The sequence below is a fragment of the Brachybacterium epidermidis genome (assembly GCF_015209585.1).
GTDB lineage: Bacteria > Actinomycetota > Actinomycetes > Actinomycetales > Dermabacteraceae > Brachybacterium > Brachybacterium epidermidis.
In genome coordinates, this window is sequence record NZ_JADEYR010000006.1 from 104,291 (window position 1) to 120,053 (window position 15,763).

At 66.9% G+C, this 15,763-nt stretch carries 18 protein-coding genes and 1 pseudogene; 9 read left to right on the forward strand and 10 right to left on the reverse strand.

Translation table 11 applies throughout. The annotated features are described in order from the left end of the window. The first annotated feature begins 69 nt into the window (after window positions 1-69). Together IOE58_RS07750 and IOE58_RS07755 are read left to right on the forward strand one after the other, a co-directional pair. On the forward strand, window positions 70-330 hold the full coding sequence (locus IOE58_RS07750; RefSeq protein ID WP_193865829.1) for a hypothetical protein: 261 nt from the start codon (window positions 70-72) through the stop codon (window positions 328-330). 231 nt (window positions 331-561) lie between these two features. Beyond that, the gene (locus IOE58_RS07755) at window positions 562-1,176 is read left to right on the forward strand and encodes a nucleoside/nucleotide kinase family protein (protein ID WP_193865832.1); all 615 of its coding nucleotides are present in this window, start codon (window positions 562-564) and stop codon (window positions 1,174-1,176) included. A gap of 58 nt (window positions 1,177-1,234) precedes the next feature. On the opposite strand, the gene IOE58_RS14315 is transcribed toward IOE58_RS07755, so the two are convergent. Together IOE58_RS14315 and IOE58_RS14320 are read right to left on the reverse strand one after the other, a co-directional pair. Then, window positions 1,235-1,528: a GNAT family N-acetyltransferase gene (locus IOE58_RS14315; RefSeq protein ID WP_228019326.1), complete on the reverse strand. Its 294-nt coding sequence runs from the start codon at window positions 1,526-1,528 to the stop codon at window positions 1,235-1,237. Between the two features lie 12 nt (window positions 1,529-1,540). Beyond that, window positions 1,541-1,795, reverse strand: a complete 255-nt coding sequence (locus IOE58_RS14320; RefSeq protein ID WP_228019283.1) for a GNAT family N-acetyltransferase — start codon at window positions 1,793-1,795, stop codon at window positions 1,541-1,543. A 90-nt stretch (window positions 1,796-1,885) separates the two neighbouring features. Between IOE58_RS14320 and IOE58_RS07765 the strand changes: the two genes are divergently transcribed. Further along, the gene (locus tag IOE58_RS07765; RefSeq protein ID WP_193865833.1) at window positions 1,886-2,401 is read left to right on the forward strand and encodes a GNAT family N-acetyltransferase; all 516 of its coding nucleotides are present in this window, start codon (window positions 1,886-1,888) and stop codon (window positions 2,399-2,401) included. Between the two features lie 21 nt (window positions 2,402-2,422). Here the strand turns inward: IOE58_RS07765 and IOE58_RS07770 are convergent, their stop codons facing one another. Both IOE58_RS07770 and IOE58_RS07775 read right to left on the reverse strand, forming a co-directional pair. Beyond that, window positions 2,423-3,352, reverse strand: coding sequence for an integrase core domain-containing protein (locus IOE58_RS07770; protein ID WP_228019289.1), 930 nt, complete (start codon window positions 3,350-3,352; stop codon window positions 2,423-2,425). A 17-nt stretch (window positions 3,353-3,369) separates the two neighbouring features. Further along, window positions 3,370-3,687: a transposase gene (locus IOE58_RS07775; protein WP_010080477.1), complete on the reverse strand. Its 318-nt coding sequence runs from the start codon at window positions 3,685-3,687 to the stop codon at window positions 3,370-3,372. Window positions 3,688-4,013: 326 nt separating this feature from the next. Here IOE58_RS07775 and IOE58_RS07780 point away from each other — a divergent pair, with 326 nt between their 5' ends. After that, a complete protein-coding gene (locus IOE58_RS07780) occupies window positions 4,014-4,640 on the forward strand; it encodes a LysE family translocator (protein ID WP_193865835.1) in 627 nt (208 codons plus the stop codon). A 390-nt stretch (window positions 4,641-5,030) separates the two neighbouring features. Here IOE58_RS07780 and IOE58_RS07785 read toward each other — a convergent pair whose 3' ends face one another. Continuing rightward, the gene (locus tag IOE58_RS07785; RefSeq protein WP_193865836.1) at window positions 5,031-6,269 is read right to left on the reverse strand and encodes an MFS transporter; all 1,239 of its coding nucleotides are present in this window, start codon (window positions 6,267-6,269) and stop codon (window positions 5,031-5,033) included. A 70-nt stretch (window positions 6,270-6,339) separates the two neighbouring features. Here IOE58_RS07785 and IOE58_RS07790 point away from each other — a divergent pair, with 70 nt between their 5' ends. Beyond that, complete coding sequence (locus IOE58_RS07790) at window positions 6,340-6,903, forward strand: CGNR zinc finger domain-containing protein (RefSeq protein ID WP_193865837.1); 564 nt, start codon at window positions 6,340-6,342, stop codon at window positions 6,901-6,903. A gap of 321 nt (window positions 6,904-7,224) precedes the next feature. Beyond that, complete coding sequence (locus tag IOE58_RS07795; protein WP_193865838.1) at window positions 7,225-7,584, forward strand: VOC family protein; 360 nt, start codon at window positions 7,225-7,227, stop codon at window positions 7,582-7,584. Between the two features lie 427 nt (window positions 7,585-8,011). Here the strand turns inward: IOE58_RS07795 and IOE58_RS07800 are convergent, their stop codons facing one another. The 3 genes from IOE58_RS07800 to IOE58_RS07810 form a co-directional block, all read right to left on the reverse strand. Then, a complete protein-coding gene (locus tag IOE58_RS07800; RefSeq protein ID WP_193865839.1) occupies window positions 8,012-8,323 on the reverse strand; it encodes a putative quinol monooxygenase in 312 nt (103 codons plus the stop codon). A 7-nt stretch (window positions 8,324-8,330) separates the two neighbouring features. Then, window positions 8,331-8,879 (reverse strand): type 1 glutamine amidotransferase domain-containing protein, encoded by a 549-nt coding sequence (locus IOE58_RS07805; protein WP_193865840.1) that lies wholly within the window; start codon window positions 8,877-8,879, stop codon window positions 8,331-8,333. Window positions 8,880-9,371: 492 nt separating this feature from the next. Continuing rightward, entirely contained in the window at window positions 9,372-12,053 is a 2,682-nt protein-coding gene (locus IOE58_RS07810) for an excinuclease ABC subunit UvrA (RefSeq protein ID WP_193865841.1), read from the reverse strand. A 67-nt stretch (window positions 12,054-12,120) separates the two neighbouring features. Here IOE58_RS07810 and IOE58_RS07815 point away from each other — a divergent pair. The 3 genes and pseudogenes from IOE58_RS07815 to IOE58_RS07825 all read left to right on the forward strand — a co-directional run. Then, a pseudogene (locus IOE58_RS07815) lies at window positions 12,121-12,669 on the forward strand (formaldehyde dehydrogenase, glutathione-independent); the annotation flags it as partial. Between the two features lie 137 nt (window positions 12,670-12,806). After that, entirely contained in the window at window positions 12,807-13,550 is a 744-nt protein-coding gene (locus IOE58_RS07820) for an MBL fold metallo-hydrolase (protein ID WP_193865842.1), read from the forward strand. Window positions 13,551-13,715: 165 nt separating this feature from the next. Next, complete coding sequence (locus tag IOE58_RS07825; protein WP_193865843.1) at window positions 13,716-14,120, forward strand: ankyrin repeat domain-containing protein; 405 nt, start codon at window positions 13,716-13,718, stop codon at window positions 14,118-14,120. Window position 14,121: 1 nt separating this feature from the next. Here IOE58_RS07825 and IOE58_RS07830 read toward each other — a convergent pair whose 3' ends face one another. Together IOE58_RS07830 and IOE58_RS07835 are read right to left on the reverse strand one after the other, a co-directional pair. Beyond that, window positions 14,122-14,649, reverse strand: a complete 528-nt coding sequence (locus IOE58_RS07830; protein ID WP_193865844.1) for a GNAT family N-acetyltransferase — start codon at window positions 14,647-14,649, stop codon at window positions 14,122-14,124. A 146-nt stretch (window positions 14,650-14,795) separates the two neighbouring features. After that, window positions 14,796-15,638: an alpha/beta fold hydrolase gene (locus tag IOE58_RS07835; protein WP_348981924.1), complete on the reverse strand. Its 843-nt coding sequence runs from the start codon at window positions 15,636-15,638 to the stop codon at window positions 14,796-14,798. Window positions 15,639-15,763 lie beyond the last annotated feature (125 nt).

Here is a 15,763-nt window from a genome sequence, read left to right on the forward strand (position 1 = left end):
ACCTTCCTGTTAGGCCCGTACCGACATTCGGCGGTGAACTGCGAGGCAGCACTCACGAGGAGACGCGCTGTGTATCGGGACGTGCCGACTGAGATCGCTGAGATCAAGCGCAAGGCGCGAGTGGTGGCTGTGGTGGGAGTCCTCATAGGTGGCGTGTTGCCTGGTCTACTCGGGATCGCTGCGATGTCCACTGCCGAGACCAACCCCTACCGTGCCGAGAAGTTCACAGCCATAGCGTGGCTCATCATGATCGTCGGCTGGCTGACCTTCGCGGCGTTCCTGCTCATGGTGGCACTGGGGGTCATCACCGTCGAAGAGGGAACGCCCTAACCGACCGTACGTGGCACGGGCTCTCGATCGCTGCTGGCTTGCGCGGACCACTGTCGCCCGCGAGCTCGCTGGGCACGCACCAAACAGGGGCACCCCAGCAAGACAGTTACTAAGCGGTCATTTACGGTTACCAATAGGGTCCCGAGGTATACTTTTGCTACACATCTGTCGCACCAGGTATACCCCGGCGGGACAGTCGCTCTCCGAGCGTTCGCCCCTTAACATCGTCGAATGATCATCGCGGTTGAGGGTCCAAGTGCTGCCGGGAAGACGACCTGGTGTCGAAAGGCCGTGGACGAGTTCATCGGCGAGTACGTGCCGACAGGGGTTGAACCTGACGGGAGTGACCCGGAGCACCAAGCAAGGTACTGGACCGGGGTCAACGCAGATCGCTGGTCCCAGGCGATCGAGCTCGAGCACCGGGCGGGGTTGGCTGTGGGCGACAGCGATCCTCTCAAGCTGCACTACTCATGGTGCTTGGCGCGTATCGGTGCGGCTCCCATTTCGCGCTTCCTCCATGAGCTGGCCTCTGTACGTGAAGCGATGAGTCGGCGGCAGCTCGGGTTCGCTGACGCCATCCTGGTAACGCTCCCGAGCGAAGCGGTTCTGAGACGGCAGAAGGACGGCGACGCGACTCGCTCCCGGCGAACGTTCGAGCTGCACGCTCGGCTACGAGGCCCCCTCGAGCAGTGGTACCGATCGATGGATCGTCTACGTCCTGGCGCCGTCATCTGGGACCTTCAAGCCACAGCGGTCGGAGATCTATCCACAACGCTGCGGCCTGATCGCCGATACGACGTTGAGCTGCTCGATGCGCTCGTATTCGAGCTACCGCGGATTGGCTGACCCCAACCGTTTGTGACACGGGCGTTGCCGCTTGGCGGCCCGGCCCCTTCGTCTCGCTCTAGTTCGTTGACCAGCCCATTGGGAGTAAGTCGGGAAGGGGATCGCTGGGGAGCCTTCCGTAGGTCAGCACGTCGTGGCGCTCTCCGTCGATCAGGAACTTTTCACGTTCCGTGCCTTCATGGATGAATCCTGCGGCCCGTGCCACGGCGCCCGAAGCGGGGTTGTTCGCTCGATGCCCTAGCTCCAAGCGCTCGAGGCCCCACCCGGCATCACTGACGGGTCCCAGCGCGGTAGTTGCGACGGTCGCTGCTGCCTGACTCGCAAGACCCCGACCACGCCATGCTGCATGCAGCCAGTAGAAGAATCAGCCCGTACGGTTCTCCTGATCGACCGAGATCCCAACGAGGCCGATCATGGTGCCCTGCTTGGCGCCCAGCGCTGTACTCCGCCGCGCCCCGTCCCGCAGCCACTCGATGTAGGCGCGCGCTGAGTCGAGGTCTCGAACCGGCCCCTGCCTCGACATATCCGGCGCGGACCGGAACGCGTCCAGGATGGCGGATGCGTCTTCGTCGCACACCGGGCGCAACTGAACGAGGGGCTCCTGCATCGCGTTCGTCATGCGTCCATTGTTGCTGCCGGGCGGTGGCTGGCCTGCGCCTTCACTGACCGTTTACGGCACACCTGCCTCCTGTGGCGTTAGCGTGAACGGATGGACCTGGGAGTGACTGTTGAGCGGGGCGAGATCGCAGACGTGCCGGCGGCTCAGGCGCTCCTAGCGGAGGCCCGCCGCTGGTTGGCTGACCGGTCAATCGACCAGTGGCAAAACCCGGTGCCCGACCACGTCATTGAGGCGGACGCGCGCCGAGGCGGACTGTTCGTTGTCCGTGCGGACGATGGCCCCGCCGGAATGCTCGCGGTGGCTCACTCAGATGAGGACACCTGGGGTCCGGCATCGGCAAGCGCGCTCTACGTCCATCGGCTTGCCGTGGCTCACCGGTACCGAGGGGCACAGCTCGGCCCGAAGCTCCTTCGCTGGGCACGCGGTTACGCGTTCGATCGCGGGTTGACGTGGCTCCGCCTGGACTGCGCTGCTGACAATCCGGGGCTACGTCGCTTCTACGAGCGCGACGACTTCGCCTATGTCCGGGACGCGACCGTCCCGTCCCCGGATGGTCATCGAACCTTCCGCGTGAGTCTCTACCAACGTCCGGCTGAGGTGGGCTGAGGCGGACCGGCGTGTCCCGCGTCAAGTAGTTGGCAGGATTTCCTTGGTTTTGAATGTCGGGGTGGTGGGGTCGGCCAGGCCCAGGTGCACCTCCTTGGGCCGGTTCCATGAGATGGCCTCGTGGGGCCGGAGCTCGTTGTACTCGATCCGGTAGTCCTCGGCCCGCTCGGCGAGCACGATCGCGTCGTCAATCTCGTCCAGGTAGAGCCGTTCGTACTTCAGCGTGCCGAAGCCGCGTTCACGGGACCCGTTCTGCCCCGGGGTCTTCACTCGGGTGCGCACGTGGTGTAGCTCGGGGTGGGCGGCGATGAAGGACTCGAAGCGGAAGGACCGGAACGGCCCGCCGTTGTCCGTCACGATGGTCACCACGGGCAACAGCTCACCGGTCTCGGGATCGACCGGGCAGGCCTCGACCAGCGGGTGACCGAACATGGCCTCGTAGTCGGCCAGGGCCAACTCGATCGCGTCGATCGCGTCGTGCTGGTTCCCGGTGGGCGAAACGTGGAAGGGGTGCTCGTACTTGGACCAGTAGTCCCGGCACCCGGCCAGCCGCCAGGCCCCTCCGGTGGTGGTCTCGAACTCGCTGAAGTCCAGCTGCCAGACTTGGTTCGGGCCTGAGGGCTCGGTGGCGAACGCGGCCTTGCGCCGCTCGGCCAGCTTCCGTCGCTCCCGTTGGTACTGCGCGGGCAGAATCAGCCCCTCGTCGCGCAGGATTCGCAGCACGGTCGCCTCGGAAACACCATGCCCGTCGTGGCGGACCATCGCCCAGATCTTCCGATGCCCCCACGCCGGATGGGCCAGCGCGTGCTTGACCACCAGTTCCCTGGCGGCCTGCCGTGCCGGTTGCGGCCACGGTCCCTTCACCGCCGTCCCGGTGCGGGCCTTGGCCTGCCAGCGGCGCCAGGTCCGCTCGGGCATGTCGAAGAGCTGGCAGAACCTCGCGGTCGACATGCCCGCTTCCACGCGGATCACCTCGAGGTCCTCGAAGGGCCCAGCCGGCCCTCCGCGGACTTCTTCCACACCCTGGCCTCCAGGTGTGCCTCGCCCAAGGCCTGGGTCAGCTCGGCGACCTCGGCCTCCAGCTGTTCCTCTCGGGAGGATGGTCCGGACCTGCCGGCCACCAGGGCGGTCTTGCCGGCTTCCAGGAACTCGGCCTTCCACCGTCCGATGGACTGCTCACTGACTTTCTCCTTGCGTGCCGCTTCGGCGATGGACATCTCGCCGGCCAGCACGCTCAGCACTATCCGGGTCTTCTTCTCCGCCGGAATCGAGGGTGGTCTACCCATGTCTGACTCTCCTTCAGGACCTACATAACGGCCCTGCCACTAAGTCTGACGCGCGACAGGCGCAACCACACCGGACCGTTTACGGCACGGGGACTGCTGCCCGCATTGGTGACACCTCAACCACACACATCTGCCACATTGAGCACTACCCTGCGTGACAGCTACGGCACCGTAACTCTCCCCGTCACACAGGGTCCGAAACGGTCAATCTGACACAGATCTGCTCACTCGGGTATACCCAACGCGGGTGTGCCGCCTCAATGTCGCCGGGGGCGAAGATGTAGTGAGCCGCGACCGCATCCCCGCTTCGATCCCGAAGGCCGCACATGATTGACACCACCGTCCTGCCCGCGTTCATCGCCATGATCCTGGCGTTTCTGATCCCCCCAGGTCCCGACATGATGTTCATGATCGCGATCGGCCTGCAGGGCGGTCGGACGGCGGCCGTCAAGGGGATCCTCGGCATCGGGACCGGAATGGCTTTCTACGCAGCCGCAGTCACGCTCGGCCTCGGCCTGGTCACCGCGCGAGCCCCCTGGCTGTTGTCGGCCCTCATGCTGCTCGGCGCGGTGTACCTACTGACCCTCGCATGGAGCAGTCTCCGGCGCGGCCGTGATCGAGGCACGCAACTCCAAGATGCGGGGGTCTCCGAGCGCTGGTACCTGCGCGGCCTCACCGTTAGCCTGACGAATCCGAAGATCATCCTCTTCTTCATGGCTGTCCTCCCCCAGTTCACCGGAACGGCCACCAGCATCCCCGCCCAATTGGCGTTTCTCGGCGCAGTCAACGTCATGACCGAGGTTCTCCTTTACGGAGGCATCGGGGTCTTCGCGGGAACCTTCCGCAACGCCCTGATGCGCAACCGCGGGGCACAGGCAGTCCTCAACTATGTCGCGGCGCTCACGTACCTAGGAATTGCGATCTTCATCGTGTTCGACGTGCTCAGCGGGTGACGTCCTCGTAGAAGAGGAGTTTCCGTCGCAGTCTCGGGCGCCCGCGCGGGGTGACCCCCATATCCCCATCCGGGGGAATGGGGGCTGGGCTACGTGTACTGACCGGGGACGTTAATCGAAGAGCCACTGCATGAGATTTACCTCGACACTGGGTGATGGGATGGTGGGGGGATCAACATTCTGAGCGCCGTTGTCATCACGTACTGAACCGCACCGGCGTCTCCGACCGGATGCTGTTTCACTAGGGACTCGAGGACTGTTGGCACCAGCGACTGCGGATCCGGCGACGGGCTACCGGCATTTCCAGAGCAAGTCCCGTTGGACAATGGCGGGGTCTACCGCTCACGTCCGTTGCGGGTCACCTGTGCTGAAGTGTGTCGGGCCAGTGCATCAAGAAGGGTCGGCCAGGTCTCGCATACCTCGTACGGGCGACAGGGCGACGGGAAGGGTGGAGGCTGCCATCAACGTTGCACCCACAATCGCTGCCGGCCACCAGGACCATGTGGTGACCAGTGAACCCGCAAGAAGGGCTCCGATGGCCAGAGCCCCCCAGGATAGCATCCGGTATGCGGCATTAACCCGGCCTCGGAGAGGTTCTGGGACTGTGAGCTGACGAACCGTGACGGCTTGGGAGTTCGCGACCCCAACACCGACGCCCGAGGCGAGCAAGGCGACGCCCAGGACGACCAGTGAACGCGTCGAGGTGTCCGACGCGAGAAGGACGCCCAGGAGTGGAGCCGTGTTTCCCAGGGTCATGGCTGCGATCAAGGAACGTCCGTAGCCGAACGTGGCCGTCAGCTGAGAACTCAGACTGGCCCCCAGGAAGGCGCCGATGCCGCCTGCCATGAGGATCACACCCAGCGCCAGAGGCCCACTGGGGTGCCCCTGAACCACTGCGACGGTCAGGGCGAGCATGAGGACCTCGTTGCCGAGATTCCACGCGGTGGCCTCCGCTGCGAGAGATCGCACGACACGGTGTCGAGCCAAAGCGGCCAGTCCTTCACTGGCCTGGCGCAGGGTGGAGTCAGTCGACGGTTCCGGAGTCGGTTCTGGCGTGCGAACCCGGCAGATGAGAGCCACCGCCAAGAACCGCCCGATCCCGTTCAGGGCTACGGCGAAGGGCGCCGACAGCCATTGGACTAGGGCCCCGCCGACCCCGGATCCGCCGATCCCGATTGCAGACTGAGTGGCCGTGATGCGGGCATTGGCGTCAGCGAGCTGCTCCCGGGAGACGACCAGTGGCACAAATGAGAAGTCGGCCAGCATGTGAAGCACCGCCATCGAGCCCAACACGGCCGCTGCGGCGATCAGCATGGGAATGGTCAGGCTCCCCACCAGCGCGAGTCCGGCCATCGTCAAGAGGACACAGGCACTCACCGCCTCGGCTCCGATGAGCAGGGGCCTGCGTGGATGACGATCCACGAGCACCCCGATCCACAGTGTCAAGGCCAGATAGGGCAAGAACGTGGCGACACGGACCCACGACAGTTCTTCCGCCGAAGCACCCAGCCACACCAGCGCGAGCACCGGGAGGGCTAGCTCTCCCACCTCGTTCCCCAAGGCCGAAGCGGTCGTGGCCCCCCAGATCCGCCTGAAGTCGCGGCTGCTCCATGCTGTAACCTTCTTCATAGCAACGAAGGTTATGAGACGGGCGCCGGGAGGGCAACCGCCAAACTGGGCTGGACGGTTATGCTGGAGCATGGTCTCGTCACAAGCCCCCTTTGCTCCGGGGCACCTTGAACTGGTCCGAAAATTCGTCAACACCCGTGACTTGGAAAAGGGCACCGATGAGTTGCTCGAATCCAGCGATTGGGACGCGTGGTGCCAGTCGCAAGAGCTCCCCACCGGAAGCGCTCGTGACGATCGGGAGCGTCTTCAGGGATTGCGTGAGGCGCTGAGGGTGGGCATGCTGGCGAATCACGACCGTGCCGCACCGCCCACCCCCATGCTGGATGCCTTGAATGCCGCGCTCGCATGGAGTGAGGCCTGCCCTGTCGCCACCTCGAAGGGCCTCGACCTCCAGCCAGCTGGGGATGGTGCCAGCTATGTGGCGGGACTCCTCGTCCGGACGGTGGCCCAGGCGCTCACCGATGGCTCATGGTCTCGGATGAAGGCTTGCGGCGACGACACCTGCCAATGGGCCTTCTATGACCACTCACGCTCCAGAAGCGGCCATTGGTGCTCCATGGACATCTGCGGGAATCGAAACAAGCAGATGCGTTGGCGGAAACGTCAAGCCCGTGAGCCTCGCAGCGATGGCTGACATGCCCCCAAGCGAATCCGAATAGTCCGGCAAGCACTCACGATCGACAGGGCGATGAAACGGCAGAACGCTTCAGCCCGAACCAGCGCAGCGACGGCGATGTCGATCATGCAGCCTTCTTGGCCCGGGCGCTGGCGTCGGTTCGCCACAGGGGAAGCTCAATCAGCTGCGTCCTGGGGGAAGCCTTCGGTGCCCGTCCAGCCGCGATTATCGGCGCTCTCCTGATGTGCCTGTCCGTCACGCCCATGCTCACCCGATCCATCCGAACCCCCACACTCCCCTCGACCTGACCACAGCCCCGCAACGAACAAGGAGAACGTCATGTCACTGCGCCTGTCGCATACCACCTGGGATGCCCTCGACCCGTACGCCATCGCGGAGTTCTGGCGTCAACTGCTGGACTGGAGCATCACGGAGGCCGACACCTACAAGCCCGGATCAGACGAGTGCTACCTGACCAGCCCGCACGGGTACACAGTCCTCTTCTACCGCGTGCCCGACGCCAAGACCGTCAAGAACCGCGCACACATGGACCTCGCCCCCGAGGGCTCCACGCGAGACGAACAGGTCGAACGCGCACTGGACCTCGGAGCAACCCTCGTCGACGACCGGCGCGGGGACCTCGGCTGGGCCGTCATGGCCGACCCCGAGGGAAACGAGTTCTGCATCCTCACTGCATGACCCCACTGGCCGCGCCACTGAGGACAAGGCGCCGGAAGCTCCACGCTGCTTCGGTGGCCTGACTTCGCTGTACGGATGGAAGGCACCTCAGCAAGACAGTTACGTGACCGTAGGTTCACGGTTCTCACTAGGGCCCGAAGTTGCCCTTTTGTGACAGATCTGTCGCACTGGGTATACCCGCCGGCGCAGATCTGTCATGCAATGGCCGTTTCGGACCCTGTGGGACGGGGAAGCCTACGGCCCCGCAGCTGTCACGCGGGGTGGTTCTCAAGGTGGCAGAGGTGTCTGGTTGAGGCGTCATCGACTCGTGCATCGGTCCCGGCAGCTTCGTCCTGGATTGGCACGTACGGTGAATCGGCTCCACAGCCGTCGCCACGGCTGTGGAGCCGATCGGGGCCGCAGCCCGACGTCAATCGACGCTGATGCTCTAGGCGGTCTCGCCGGGCAGCTTGTACGCGATCACGTCCACGTTCTGGATGCTCGGTTCGGTGCTGAACAGATCTGCGCCCTGGGCAGCAAGCGCCTTACCGACGCCACCCGAGAGGTGGGTCTGGCGGGCCTCGTCGTCGGGGAACACGTCGAAGATCCCGAAGGTCGATTCGTCGAACTGCAGAGCGAACCAGGCCCGCGTACCCTCCTCCTGCTCGACGATGGGACGGGCGCTGCGGAGGAAGTCCGCGACGTCCTGTTCCTTCCCGGGCTCGGCGTGCACGACGACCGACAATGCAGAGTTGATCATGGTTTCCTCACTTGGCCTGGCTGAACAGCTCGACCATCGCGGCGCAGAAGGCCGGGAGATCCTCGGGTGAGCGGCTGGTGATCAGGTTCCCGTCGCGTGCCACCTCTTCGTCGACGACGTTCGCCCCGGCATTGCGCAGGTCGGTGCGGATGCTCGGGTACGAGGTCAGCGTCCGACCCTCCACGACACCGGCCTCGATCAGCGTCCACGGTCCGTGGCAGATCGCGGCAACCGGCCTGCCGGCGACCATGACATCGCGCACGAATCCGACTGCGTCGGTGTCCGTCCGCAACTGATCGGGGTTGACCGTCCCCCCGGGAAGCAGCAGGGCGTCGTAGTCGTCGGCCGAGGCTGACTTCACCACGGCATCGACCGGGAATGTCCCGGCCTCATCCAGGTCGTTCTCGCGGGCCTTGATCTCGCCCTCGTGCAGCGACAGCAGCTCGGTCGTGGCCCCGGCGTCCTGCAGAGCCTGCCTGGGCTGTTCGAGCTCCACGCGCTCGACACCGTCCGCGGCCAGGATCGCGATCCTCTTGCCATGCAATTCATCTGCCATGTTCTGCTCCGTTCTGCGAGAGATGACGGCCTGCCCTTACGGGCGAGCCGCCCGCCGTCCGTACCGGGCAGCGTGGTTCGGGTGCAGTACGACTCGGGTGCAGTCGTTGCGCTCATCAAGGTCCCGGCAGGTGTTGGCTGCCGATTCTCGGGCCGGGTCCTGAAAGACGGTGCAGCAGCTTCGACACTGCGGTCGTCGATGACGTATCGCCATCGACGGTTGATCTTCTCCACCAGGGCCCGGCCGACTGTGAGCGCCTGGCCCGTCAGCCAGTGTAGACCTCGTTCGTCAGGAGACGGGGCCGCCCGTGGCCAACTCGCCCGGAACGCCAGGGCCGGGACGCCGGGGCTTCGGGGGCACGAAAACGGCGCGGAGCGCCTGCTGCCCGCGCTGCGAAGGCGCGCGGCGCGGGTTCCCGATCGGGCGACGCAGCCTGCCCGTCCGGTGCGCTCTCTGCGCGAGGTCATCGCCCTCGTCGCAGCCTTCCGACTTTCACATCGGGGAGGCGGCTTCCTGCAGTGCGGCCTCGAGGTACGGTGCCGACGCGCCGGCTCCGGACGAGGCGACCTGCGCGGGCGTGCCTGAGGCGACCACCGTGCCGCCATCGTCTCCCGCACCGGGCCCGAGGTCGATGACGTGGTCGGCTACGGCAACGATGCGCATGTCGAGCTCGACCGCGACGACGGTGTTGCCGGCGTCGACGAGGGCCTGCAGGTGGGTCACGAGCCGATCGGAATCGGCGCAGTGCAGCCCGGAGGTCGGCTCGTCCAGGACGTAGAGCGTGTCCCCGCGCTGGGATCGCTGGAGCTCGGCTGCGAGCTTGACGCGCTGCGCCTCACCCCCGGACAGCTCGGTCGCCGGCTGTCCGAGACGGAGATACCCCAAGCCCACGTCGATCAGTGCCGTGAGCGAGCGCATGATGTCGAACTCGCCGTGGAAGAAGTCATGGGCCTCCTCGACGCTCATGGCGAGGACCTCGGCGATGCTGCGGCCGCGCCAGGCGATCTCCAGGGTGCTGGACTGGTAGCGGGTGCCGTGGCAGTCGGGGCACTCGGTGTAGACCGAGGGGAGGAAGAGCAGCTCCACCATGACGGATCCCTCGCCCTTGCAGGTAGGGCAGCGGCCGCCGGTGACGTTGAAGGAGAATCTGCCCGCTTTGTACCCCCGAGCGCGGGCCTCGGGGGTCTCCGCGAACCTCCGCCTCACATGGTCGAACAGGCCCGTATAGGTAGCGACGTTCGAGCGCGGGGTGCGGCCGATGGGCTTCTGATCGATGCTCACCACGCGGCGCACCCTCGAGAGGTCTCCCCGGATCTCTCCCTCGAGCTCGTCGGGTTCGTCCGACAGCAGGAGCTCGTCCCCTTCAGGGGCGGTGGCGTCCTCCGCCTGGTCGGCTCGTCCCTGCCGTTCGCCGAGCAGCGCAGGCAGAGCCTGGCTGACCAGGCTGGACTTGCCTGATCCCGACACTCCGGTGACGGCGGTGAACACCCCGAGCGGAAAGGAGATCGACACGCCGCGCAGGTTGTTGCGGGTGACGTTCTCGAGCTGCAGCCATCCCTGCGGCTCCCGGGGCGTCCGGTGGGGCAGGCCGCTGCCGCCGAAGACATAGCCGCGGGTGACGGACTCCTCCACTTCTGCCAGCCCTTCGGTGGGCCCGCTGTAGACGACGCGTCCGCCGCGATCACCCGCGCCGGGCCCGATGTCGACCAGCCAGTCCGCGTGCCGCATCACGTCCACAGAATGCTCCACGACGAACAGGCTGTTGCCTCGGCGCTTGAGCCCGTCGAGGATGCCGAGCAGGGCGCTGACGTCCTGCGGATGGAGCCCCGCGGAAGGCTCATCGAGCACATAGACCACGCCGAACAGTTCGGAGGTCAGCTGGGTGGCGAGCCGCAGCCGCTGCAGCTCGCCGCCGGAGAGGGTGGGTGTGGTGCGGCCCAGGGAGAGGTACCCCAGACCCAGATCGATGATCGGCCGCAGTCTGTTGACGAGCTCCGTGCCCAGCCGCACCGTCGCGGCCAGCTTCTCCACCGAGTCGTTCGGTGTCCTGCGGACGTCGGCGGCGGCCGCATGGGCTGATCCGCCGGTGTCGACTCGCTGCGGGGCGGAGTCGCGTCGCGTTTCCTCATCACGTGCCTGACCCGCCGACTCGGTCCCGTCAAGAGCGCCGGCGGCACGCTCGACCGCCTGCTCGATCAGCGTGGAGAGCTCCGCGATCGGCAGCGCGGAGAGTTCTGCGACGTCGAGGCCTTCGAACGTCACGGACAGGGCCTCCGGCTTCACTCTCTTGCCGTGGCAGGCGGGGCAGGAAGCGACCGTGAGGAACTGCGCCACGCGTCGCTTCATCGACTCGCTCTTGGTGTTCGCGAACGTGTCGAGCACGTACCGGCGTGCGCCGACGAAGGTGCCCGAGTAGCTCGGTTCGACACCTGCCGCGGTCGCGGCCCGCGCCTCGGCCAGGGTCAGCCGTGAATGGACCGGGACGTACGGCGTCTCCTCGGTGTAGAGGATCCAGTCCCGATCCTCCTTCGGCAGATCCTTCCACGGGACGTCGACGTCATATCCGAGAGCGACGAGCACATCGCGCAGCTGATGACCGTGCCAGGCCGTCGGCCAGGAGGCGATGGCCCGCTCGCGGATCGTCAGCGAAGGATCGGGCACCATCGTGTCCTCGGTGACCTCGTACACCCGGCCGATGCCGTGGCATTGCGGACACGCGCCCTGCACTGTGTTGGCCGAGAAGTCCTCGGCGTAGAGCATCGGTTGATCCTCGGGGTAATGGCCGGTTCGGGAGTAGAGCATGCGCACCAGCGAGGAGAGCGTGGTGATGCTGCCCACCGAAGAGCGCGCGCTGCGGCCGCCGCGCTGCTGCTGAAGAGCGACGGCCGGCGGCATGCCCGTGATGGAATCGACGTCCGGGACGCCGGCCTGGTCGATCAGGCGGCGAGCGTAGGGAGCGACGGACTCGAGATAACGGCGCTGGGACTCCGCGAACAGGGTTCCGAAGGCCAGGGAGGACTTCCCCGAGCCGGAGACCCCGGTGAACACCACCAGCGCGTCGCGAGGCACCGTCAGGTCGATGTCCTGGAGGTTGTGCTCGCGAGCGCCGAGAACACGCACGTCCGGCTGGATGGGCGAGGAATCCGCGGGCGAGGGCGTGGGGGCTTTGGCCATGCCAGGGAGACTAACAACGCGGTCCGCCGATCGCGTCGGGGCGTCCACCTGTCCTGGATCGTTCCTCCCCGACAAGGACCAGGCCATGGAGAAGATCCGTGACCTCGCCCTGCTCTCGGACATCCTGCCCACCGCGTTCCACGGCCTCATGGAAGCCGGGGCCAAGCCCGGCTCGACCGTCTACATCGCCGGCGCCGGTCCCGTCGGTCGCTGCGGCGCCGCGGCGGCCCGGCCCCTGGGCGCTTCCTGCATCATCGTCGGTGACTACCATCAGGACCGTCTGGACCTGGTGAAGAACAACGGCTGCGAGACCATCGACCTGAACCAGGACGTGCCGCTGACCGATCAGATCGAGGCCATCCTCGGCGAGCCCATGGTGGACTGCGCCGTCGACTACGTCGGCTCCGAAGCCCACGGGATCGGCCGCGAGGCCGAGGACATGAACCCGGCCTACGCCATCAACCAGGTCATGGACGCCACCCGTGCAGGCGGTGCCACCGGCGTCATCGGCGTCTACGGCCCGAACCCGCTGGCGTCCTCCAAGGCCGAGCAGGAGGGCACCTTCTCGCTCGACTTCGGCAAGGCGTGGATCAAATCGCCTCGGATCACCGGCGGCCTCCCGACATCCGCCAGGGCGGCCGGGTCCTCTGGGCGGGCCCCCTTGTGAATTGGGTTGCCAGAGCGTAGACAGATGGGGACCAGCGTGCCCTCTGCTCTCATGGGCAACGCAGATCCTCAGCGAAGGAGTGCCCCATGTTCCGCACCGACGTCGCCCCTGGTGTGCACCTGTTGCAGCACGGCAATGTGAACTGCTACCTCGTCGAGGAGGGCGACGCTCTCACGTTGGTCGACGCCGGGTTGCCCGGAGCGTGGGCAGAGCTGGGGCGCGCCGTTCGCCACCTTGGGCGTGCACCTGAGGACATCCGAGCACTAGTGCTGACCCACGCACATTTTGACCACGTCGGTCTTGCCCGGCGTCTGGTGCAGCGACTGAACATTCCCGTCTATGCCCATCCTGAGGAGTGGACGCTGGCCGCTCACCCGTATCGGTATGCGCACGAGAACCCGCGGGCGTTGTACCCGTTGCGGCATCCGCGCGCGATCCCGGTCCTCGCCTCCATGGTGGCCGCTGGCGCGGGCTGGGTGCGGGGCGTCGAGGGACTGTCTTCCCTGGAGCCCGGCGTCACGCTCACTGTGCCGGGAAGTCCCCGGGTTGTGGCGACCTACGGTCACACCTTCGGCCACTGCTCTCTGCACCTTCCTGACCGTGACGCCGTACTGTCCGGCGATGCCCTGGTCACCCTGGATCCGTACACCGGACGAACCGGCCCCAGGATCATCGCCGGCGCCGCGACCGCTGACAGTTCGATGGCGCTGGCTTCACTGGAGGGAATCGCCGCCACTGGAGCGATGCACGTTCTTCCCGGCCACGGCGATCCATGGCACGAAGGCGTCGACCTGGCCGTCCGCCGTGCTCGCAACAATGGTCCGGCCTGAGATCGAACCATTCCCCTGCCGTGCTCTCGTCTCCGGAGCTTCGGTCAGCGATTGCTTCACCTCGTCAATCCGCCAGTGGTCGTCGGAGCGAGATGGGAAGGTGCGCACCGCCTTCTCACGGACGTAACAAGCGGGCGTCGAGCACCGCCCCGTACCCTGATCCACATGGATGATGACGTCGTGGAGCTCGCCCACCAGATGTTCGACATGGCCCGGCAGGGTGATGCCGTCCCCCTGCTGGCGCTGGTGGACCAGGGCGCACCGGCTAACATGCAGGACGCCGAGGGGAACTCGATGCTGATGCTCGCCGCGTACCACGACCACCCCACCCTGGTGGAGGCCCTGGCCTCCTGCGGGGCCGACGTGGACCTGCTGAACGACCGCGGGCAGTCCCCGCTGGCAGGGGCCGCGTTCAAGGGCTACACCGAGGTGGCCCGGGTGCTGCTGAAGGCCGGGGCGAACCCGGACCTGGGTGATCCCAGCGGCCGCGCCGCCGCCCACTTCTTCGGCCGCGAGGACATCACGGCACTGCTGGAGGACTCAACGGGTGAGGATCCGGGCCAGGCCTGAGTCAGCGCGGGTGCCGGTACACCATCGGCACATGCTCGATGCCGGCCTCCATGAACACCGGCCCGGTGGTCTCGTACCCCATGGACAGGTACCACTTCTCCAGGTAGGCCTGGGCGTCGATGTGCACCTCGGCGGCAGGGTCGATCTGGTGGGTGAGGTCCAGTGCCGCGCGCATGATCCGGCCGCCGAACCCGTCGCGACGGTTCTGCTTGCGCACCGCGAGGCGGCCGATGCGCAGCGTGCCGTCGTCCTCGGTGAGCACCCGGATGTGGGCGGCGGGCTCTCCGCGCGCGGTCTCGATCCACAGGATGGTGGTGCCGGGCTCCAGCTCACGGCCGTCGAGATCCGCGTCGGTGGCGTGCTGCTCGAGGGTGAACACATCCTGCCGCAGCTTGGCCAGCAGGTACACGGTGGCCGCGGGGATCGCGGTGAGGTGGGCGCGGTGGAGGGTCGCTCCGCCAGACAGGTCGACGACGGGCAGGTCGAGGGGCTCGCTGCCGGCGGGCGCATCGGGAAGGGCATCAGGCATGGCGCCACTGTAATCGTGCCCAGCGCGGCCTCGGAACGAGCGGTCGGGTCTCTCCCCTCTGCGGTGTCCAGCGCCGTGACACGCATCCCCTCGTGAAGACCTCGCTCGCCACCGCTGCACCGCCTGGACCGCGTTCGCGACCGCGCTCAGCGCCGCCCTGAAGGAGCGCGACCCGAGCCAATGAACTCGGTCATCGCCGCACGCCATAGTTGGACCATCTCCGGACCGCCGTGGCCCTCGTGCTCGATGATCCGCAGGGTGCTGCCGGGCCATGCCCGGTGCACGAGGTACGGGGTGCGCACCGGCCCGGAGACGTCGCGCCTGCCGTGGATCAGCACCCCGGGAACATCCGCGAGGCGATGCATGCCGCCCAGCAGCCCGCTGCCGGGCTCCGCGCCCCAGCCTGCCGCCCAGTCGGCCACGAATCCGTCGTGGGCCCAGTAGTGGGTGACCAGACGCGCGAACTCGAGCTGCTGCGCCTCTGAGCGGGGGAGGCCGCCCTGGGTGCCGGGGTGCGGGAGCCCGATCCCGATGTGCGCGTCCTCCCAGTCGATCCAGGCCGCGGCTGCCTCGCGCACGCGCTGCGGGTCGGGATCAGCGAGCATGTCCCGGTACGCATCCACCAGGCGCAAAGACCCCTCGGCGCGGCCATGGCCCAGGGGGCCGCGGCGGAACTGCGTGCGCTGCTCCGCGAGAGTCGCCAGCGCGTCCCATGCCTCCGGGTACAGCGCGCCCACGCCCTCGGTGATCCAGTCGACCTCCCATCGGGAGGTAGTGGTGACTGCGAACAGCACCACGGCCCGCACCCGGTGGGGATGCGCCTGCGCGTAGGCGAGCGCGAGGGTGCTCCCCCAGGAGACGCCCTGCACGATCCACGACTCGATACCGAGGTGCTCGCGCAGCAGCTCGATGTCCCCCACCAGGTTCGCCGTGGTCTGCGCGGCCAGGCCCCCACCCGGTGAGCCCTCCTGGATGCGCCGCTGCAGCATCCCCACCAGCAGCGTGCCGTCCGCCGGGACGTTCCGGCGATAGCCCGATCCCAGCGTGCCGCCGGGCCCGCCGTGCAGGTACAGCGCTGGAGCGCCGTCGCGGGTCCCGGACAGCTCGTAGGGCA